Source organism: Pseudomonas sp. FW305-70 (assembly GCF_058783925.1).
The window spans coordinates 23,350-29,857 of the sequence record NZ_JBYSYZ010000055.1; the positions used below are offsets into that span (position 1 = coordinate 23,350).

A 6,508-nucleotide genomic window follows, 5' to 3' on the forward strand; every position below is an offset into this window, starting at 1 on the left:
TTGAAACCGCAGGTCCGGGTTTTGAACCTGGCGGAGCGCGTGCCCTGAGAGGACTAACGCACACTTCATGCCAGACTGAGCGCCGGTAATTTCAGGCATTCATGTCCTTGAATTTAAAAACAATGCCTTTTTTGTACAGCAATCCCATCCCCCAAAAACGGGGAAAGCGATCGGATTGGCATTGAAGTTTTTCCCCCACTGTTGGGGAACACCCTAGTCATCATCAATCCGCTCGATCCGATTGTGCGAGTGGCTGATGGCCCCCGGTGCCAGGGCAAACGCTGCAGCTTCGAACTGCGGCACCCTCCGTCCACGGGGAAAGTAACCCAGGTGACCCCCTTCGCAGGCCGACGCCTCTTCGGACCCGCCAAGGGCAACGTGGCCGAAATCGGCCCCGGCAACGATGGGGGCCCTGATCGCAGTTAAGCGTAGACCCGCGGCCTCGACTGTGGAAGCGTCAGCACCGGGCGCTACCTTGACCGGGGTATGTCGGGCCCGCAGGACCGGCAAAGTGTCGAGTTTCATGATCGGCCTCCGGTCAGGGCGTGGCAGCGACAGGTTTATAGGGGGCGACCAGATAGAACCGCTGGTCCGGCAGATCCACCGTGACGATATGGGCACCGCTCAAGCCCAGGCGTCGGCCTGGACCAAAGCTCATCAGGGGCGTCAGCCCGGTATCGAAGTCATGCAGGCCTTCCAGGGCACTGACCAGCTTTTCGCGGCTGGCATCCCGCCCGGCCTGCTTCATGCCTTCGCTGAGCAGCATCATCGAACTGAACGCGCCCACTTGCAGTATCGCGTGCTGGCCACCGAGGCCCTGGTGTTCGCGCAACTGAGTCAGGGCCAGGCGCCCGGCCAGGGTCCAGTCGCTGGGCACGAACGGATAGGCCAGGAACACCCGCCGGGAAAATCCGCTGGGCACCTGGGTCAGATTGCCCGCCACCTGGTTCGAGGTGGCGAACAGGTAAGGCACCTGCCCCGCCGTTTGCAGGCGCTCGGCCAATCGGCTGAAGCCGCTGCTTGTGCCCAGGTAAAACACCGAGCGCGAGCCCAGGGGCAAGTCGTCCCCGCTCGGGTCGTAGGCTTGCAGGCGCACCTTTTGCCAGGCGCGCCCCTGCAAGTACCGGCTGAGTTCCTGCGCCGCCAGCCGTTGGCCGGATTCGTCCGGATAGGCGATCAACGTCGGCCCCTGAAGCACCCGCAGGCTGGCACTGGCGTAATCGGCCAGGGCGATCAATTGCTCGCGAAGCCCCGGCAGTGGTTCGAATATCTGCGGACTGGCGTGGGGCGTGCCCTGCAAGGACAGCGGCCCGATCAGCGGAATGCGGGCCCGTTCCAGGTGCACGGCGAGGTCCACGTCCAATGCCGGCGCCAGCGGGGCGATCAGGGCGAACACCTGCTCTTCATCGATCAGCCGGTTCAGCGCCCTTTCGGCACTGGCGCGATCGGTACCGGGGTCGAGTATGGTCAGGCGCAACTGCCGGCCGTGAATGCCCCCCGCCTCGTTGATACGCGTCACGCAGCCCTTGAGCACCGCCGCCACCGTGACGCTCTCCTCGCTCAATGGCCCGGTGCCCGGCAGCAACGTGCCCAGGTGCAGACTGTCGGGGGTCAGGCCCGGATCGCGGTCTTCGGCCAGGCGTTTGAGGTACGCCGTGAGATTGCGTTGATCGTTCATCGACAACACGAATCGTGGCATCGACGGATCGAGCCGGTTATTGCCGGGGTCGCGCCCCTCCTGCACCGCCTGCGCCAGGGTGCTGTCGCTGTAGGCCGGGTAACTGCGGCCGTTGATGTGCTGCTGGCCATGGTTGCTGGCCAGCCGCGACCAATTCAGGTCCGGTGGGCGCACCCCGCCTTCCGGGCGTCCGAGGCCGTCGTCGCCATGACATTTGGCGCACGGCAGGCTGGTGGCCGGCAGCAGCATGTTCGATGCACCGACCCGAACCATGATCGGCTCGCCGCTGGCCGATATACCTTCGCGGTACAGGCGCTTGCCGGCACTTTCGCTGAGGTTCAGCGGCAGCGCCTGGACGCTGAGCGTGAGGCCGCCGAAGAGCAGCAGGCCAAGGACGAGGGCAGTATTGATGGCCATGGTTAGCGTCCGGCCACGGGCATTGTCAGCAGCTGCAGGCGCTGGGCAATGGCGGCCGCCGGGGCATCGGGACTGATTTTGCTCCAGCGATTGTTCGCCACGTCACCGACGATCAAGTGGGTGGAGTGCTGCTCGGGGGTCGGCACGATCTGACCGATACGACCCAGTACAAGGTCCATTTGCGCCTTGTCGCCGGTAAGAAAAAACCAGTGGGGCCCATCGATGCCCTGTTTCAAGGTGTAAGCCTTGAGTACCGCCGGGGTGTCCCGCAGCGGATCACTGGTAAGGGAGATAAAGGTGATGCCGTCGGCCTTGTCGCCGAGCACTTCACGCACTTCTTTGAGCTTGCGGGTAATCAGCGGGCAAGCATCGTCGCAACGGGTGAAAATCACATTGAGCAGCACCACACGGTCCTTCAATGCGTCGCTGTAGAAGCGCAGCATGTTGCCGTTCTGGTCCTGCAACGGCGTGTCGGTGAACCAGGTTTTCGCATCGTGGGTGCCGCTGGACGGTTGCGCGGCGGCCGCCACAGGCGCGGTCTGCTCATGCCCTTCGTGGGCAAACGCCACTGAACTGAAAATGCAGTAGCAGATGCCCAGGGTGAAGCAGTCGATGGCTCTCATGGCTGTCGCTCCATGGCAATGGCAGTGTGCTTGACGTGGGTGTTGCGTTCACCACTGAGTTTCTCGACGGCCCGGGCCAGTTCCGTCGGGTCGGTGAAACCGTAATAGCGGGTCCAGAGGCGGTTGTTGCCGTCGCCCACCAGAATCAGCGGCGAGTGGTTCTGGAAGTCACCGCCGTAGGCACCCAGGCCCTTGAGGGTGGCATCGACCGACTGCGGCGAACCGGTCAGCCAGCTCCAGCCCGGCCCCTGCTGGAAGGTGCGGGCGTAGTCGTTCAGGTGTTGGGGATCGTCACGCTGCGGGTCAATGCTGATCGACACCAGTTGCACCTCGGTGCCGACCCGCGCACCCAGCCGTTTCTGCACCTTGCCCATGATCGAGGACACCACCGGGCAGACCGTGGTGCAGCGGGTGTAGATGAAACCCATGACCACGATCTTGTTGCTCACCAGGTCTTTTTCCAGGCTGACGACCTTGCCGTTCTGGTCCAGCAAGGCCACGTCGGCAATCCTGATCCGGGCGGTCTCCTGGCCGGCCTTCCTGGCTGCCATGCCGTGCCCGGCGTGCTCGTCCGTCGAATGAGCCGGCATCTGGTCGATACCGAAGGCCAACAGGCAGAACGTCAGCATTGCGCGATGCGCGAATCGGTTCATGTCAGCTTCCTCTTAATGGGTATCGCCTGGTTCGCCCCGAACACCCGGCGCGTCACCGGACAAGGGTTGGCCCGAGGCTTTGTCCATCACACGAAATTGCACGTCGGCGGGGTAGGCCAGCAGGTTCTGCAGATTGATGGTCAGGCAATCGTCGGCAGCCACCCGCTGCAAATTAATCAAGGACAAGGCGCGGGATATGCCGATCATGGACTCGGACCTCGCTGCGGGTTATCGGGGAACACTTCTCGACAAATCGTCTGGAGCAATCCGCATGCCAAAAAAAATACGTTATTAATCAGCCAGTTATAATCACGACTTGATAAGCCGGGGGATATTCCCCACCCAATCCCCAACTTTCCGACTGGGGCCACCATTCCCCACTATTGGGGAAATTCGCCCCCCGGAGGTTTCGATCACAGCGGCGCATCCGGGGACAAACCCTGCAAACGCCGATACTGGTTCAGCACGTTGGGCACATAACGCTGGGTTTCGGCGAACGGCGGGACCACGTTGCCACGGCTGAGCACCGCTTGCGGGCCGGCGTTGTAGGCCGCCACGGCGAGGCGGATATCGTTGTCGAACATCGTCATCAGGCGTTTGAGATAGCGGGCGCCGCCCTGGATGTTGGCCTTGGGGTCGTAGACGTTGGTCACGCCCATTTCGCGGGCAGTGTCGGGCATCAACTGCATCAGTCCGCGAGCGCCCTTGGGTGAAGTAGCGCGGGCGTTGTAGCTCGACTCGGTCTTGATCACCGCATGCAGCAGCGCCGCCGGCAGTTCGTTGGCCCTGGCCGCCGCCGCCACCAGTTCGGCGTAGGGTTGCGCGGCGATCATCTGCGGCTGCTGGTCGAGGCTGACGACCGGCGCATCGGGTTCTCGGATCACCCGTTCATAGTGGCGTCCGGGGCGGTGGACATTGGACAGGACGTAGCTGCCATTGGCGTCCACGGAAACAAACACATCGGCCTGGGCGGCGCCGGTCAACACCAGCAGACCCAGCAACCCGGTGGTGAGTAACTTCATTGTCAGACCTCCCCTCCCGGCCCCGAAAAATGGGGGTATTGCCCCAATGGCCAGTCGTGCAACAGCCATACGCAAGCACTGTGCCGTAAGTGAGAAGGCGCATGGCACGGGGGGTGCAGAAGGATCACCGATCATGAGCATGGCAATTGCATGCAACTGCATGGCAACACTGCTGCCTACCGTGCGAGGTCATCATGAATCAGCATCTGCGTTATGCCCGGCGAACCCAAAGCGGGTTCACCCTGCTCGAACTGTTGGTGGTGCTGGTGGTGCTGGGGCTGTTGGCCGGCATCGTGGCGCCGAAGTATTTCGCCCAGTTGGGCCGTTCCGAAGTGAAAGTGGCCAAGGCACAAATAGAAGGCTTGAGCAAAGCCCTGGACATTTACCGCCTGGAGGTCGGCCATTACCCCTCGACCGAACAGGGTTTGCAGGCGCTGGTCACCGCGCCCAGCGACGAACCGCGCTGGACCGGCCCGTACCTGCAGAAAAAACTCCCCCAAGACCCTTGGGGTCGCAACTACAGCTATCGCTATCCCGGTGAAAACAGCGAGTACGACCTGTTGTCCATGGGCAAGGACGGGCAACCCGGCGGCGAAGGCGAGAACGCCGAAGTCACCAACTGGAACTGACGGATATGACGACCACGCGCTTTCATCTCAAAGCCGTCGGCAAGACCGGTGTCGTCTCAATGACCGTCGATGCGCCGGGGCAAAGCGAAGCCAGGCGCATCGCCGAAGACCAGGGCCTGCGGGTTCTCAGCCTGCATGCCGAGCGACATTGGCGCGCGCTGCGCCTGCAAAGGCGCGAGACGTTCAACCTGGTGTTGTTCAGCCAGGAGCTGACCACCTTGCTCAACGCCGGCCTGCCGTTGATCGATGCGCTGGAAAGCCTGGCGGAAAAGGAAAACGCGCCACAAGCCCGCAAAACCCTGAGCGAGCTGGTGCGCCTGCTTTACGAGGGCAAATCGTTTTCCCAGGCCCTGGGCCAGTTGGCGGCCGTTTTCCCGCCTTTGTACGTGGCGCTGGTGCAGTCCAGCGAGAAGACCGGTGCCGTCGGCGATGCCCTGGGCCGATATGTCAGTTATCGACAGCGCATGGACGAGGTTCGCCAGAAGATCATCAGCGCGTCGATCTACCCCATGCTGTTGCTGGTTGTGGGCGGCGGTGTGGTGTTGTTCCTGATGGGCTACGTCGTGCCTCGTTTCAGCCTGGTGTTCGAAGGGCTGGGGTCGAACCTGCCGTGGTTGTCGCAGATCCTGATGAGCAGCGGCATGTTCCTTCACGCCCACCAGGGCGAATTCTTCGGTGGCTTGCTGGCCATCATCGTCGCCCTCGTCCTGCTGCAGCGCCAACCGGCGTTTCGGCGAGGGCTGGACCGCGTGATCGAAAAACTCCCCGCGGTGCACCAGCGCATCTTCATGTATGAGCTGGCACGCTTCTACCGTTCCCTGGGCATTCTGCTGCAAGGCGGCATTCCCCTCGTCACCGCCATGGGCATGGTCCGCAACCTGCTCACCGTCGCCTCCCGCAGCCGCCTGGATCAGGCCTGCGAACGGGTGCGCGAAGGGCAATCGTTGTCCACCGCTCTGGAGCTCAATCAACTGGTGACCCCCGTGTCCCTGCGCCTGCTGCGCGCCGGTGAACAGTCCGGCAACCTCGGGCAGATGATGGAACGCAGCGCCGATTTCTACGACGAAGAAATCAGCCGCTGGATCGAATGGTTCGTACGGCTGTTCGAGCCCTTGCTCATGACCTTCATCGGCCTGTTGATCGGGGTGATCGTGATCCTGATGTACATCCCGATTTTCGAACTGGCCTCGAGTATTCACTGACCTTTGGAACAGGGCCGCGCTGTCCGTTGCCTTTCTTCAACCACCCAACTGAATAAATCAGCCCGCCGAGGTGTTTAACAGGCTCCCATGGGAAAAAGCAGCACGTTGCAAGGCTCATCAACGTTCCAGGCTCAAACAAGAAGACGGAGAACGACATGCACATCAGTAAGCTTTTACTGGCAGTAGCTATTGGCGCGGTTCTGTCGGCGTCTACCGTACTGATTCCGGACAGCCTGTCCGGGGTATCCAGTGCTCAGGCCAAGGATGGGGGTAGTGGTGGTGGG

The 6,508-nt window shown here is 62.2% G+C and carries 8 protein-coding genes; 2 read left to right on the forward strand and 6 right to left on the reverse strand.

All coding sequences use genetic code 11. The features are described from left to right. Window positions 1–213 precede the first annotated feature (213 nt). From AC3WN7_RS26420 to AC3WN7_RS26445, 6 genes are all read right to left on the reverse strand, one after another. On the reverse strand, window positions 214–525 hold the full coding sequence (locus AC3WN7_RS26420; RefSeq protein WP_095967668.1) for a peptidylprolyl isomerase: 312 nt from the start codon (window positions 523–525) through the stop codon (window positions 214–216). A 13-nt stretch (window positions 526–538) separates the two neighbouring features. Then, window positions 539–2,089: a cytochrome c/ABC transporter substrate-binding protein gene (locus tag AC3WN7_RS26425; RefSeq protein WP_102675574.1), complete on the reverse strand. Its 1,551-nt coding sequence runs from the start codon at window positions 2,087–2,089 to the stop codon at window positions 539–541. A gap of 8 nt (window positions 2,090–2,097) precedes the next feature. Beyond that, a complete protein-coding gene (locus AC3WN7_RS26430; protein WP_095967667.1) occupies window positions 2,098–2,718 on the reverse strand; it encodes an SCO family protein in 621 nt (206 codons plus the stop codon). Next, on the reverse strand, window positions 2,715–3,371 hold the full coding sequence (locus AC3WN7_RS26435) for an SCO family protein (RefSeq protein ID WP_095967666.1): 657 nt from the start codon (window positions 3,369–3,371) through the stop codon (window positions 2,715–2,717). The genes AC3WN7_RS26430 and AC3WN7_RS26435 overlap by 4 nt, the downstream gene beginning before the upstream one ends. A 12-nt stretch (window positions 3,372–3,383) precedes the next feature. Continuing rightward, on the reverse strand, window positions 3,384–3,578 hold the full coding sequence (locus AC3WN7_RS26440) for a hypothetical protein (protein ID WP_102675569.1): 195 nt from the start codon (window positions 3,576–3,578) through the stop codon (window positions 3,384–3,386). Between the two features lie 206 nt (window positions 3,579–3,784). Continuing rightward, on the reverse strand, window positions 3,785–4,393 hold the full coding sequence (locus AC3WN7_RS26445; RefSeq protein WP_102675570.1) for a lytic transglycosylase domain-containing protein: 609 nt from the start codon (window positions 4,391–4,393) through the stop codon (window positions 3,785–3,787). 194 nt (window positions 4,394–4,587) lie between these two features. Here AC3WN7_RS26445 and gspG point away from each other — a divergent pair, with 194 nt between their 5' ends. Both gspG and AC3WN7_RS26455 read left to right on the forward strand, forming a co-directional pair. Beyond that, window positions 4,588–5,022 carry a type II secretion system major pseudopilin GspG gene (gspG, locus tag AC3WN7_RS26450; protein WP_102675571.1) on the forward strand — a complete coding sequence of 145 codons (435 nt, stop codon included), beginning with the start codon at window positions 4,588–4,590 and terminating at the stop codon, window positions 5,020–5,022. 5 nt (window positions 5,023–5,027) lie between these two features. Further along, window positions 5,028–6,224 (forward strand): type II secretion system F family protein, encoded by a 1,197-nt coding sequence (locus tag AC3WN7_RS26455; RefSeq protein WP_102675572.1) that lies wholly within the window; start codon window positions 5,028–5,030, stop codon window positions 6,222–6,224. Window positions 6,225–6,508 lie beyond the last annotated feature (284 nt).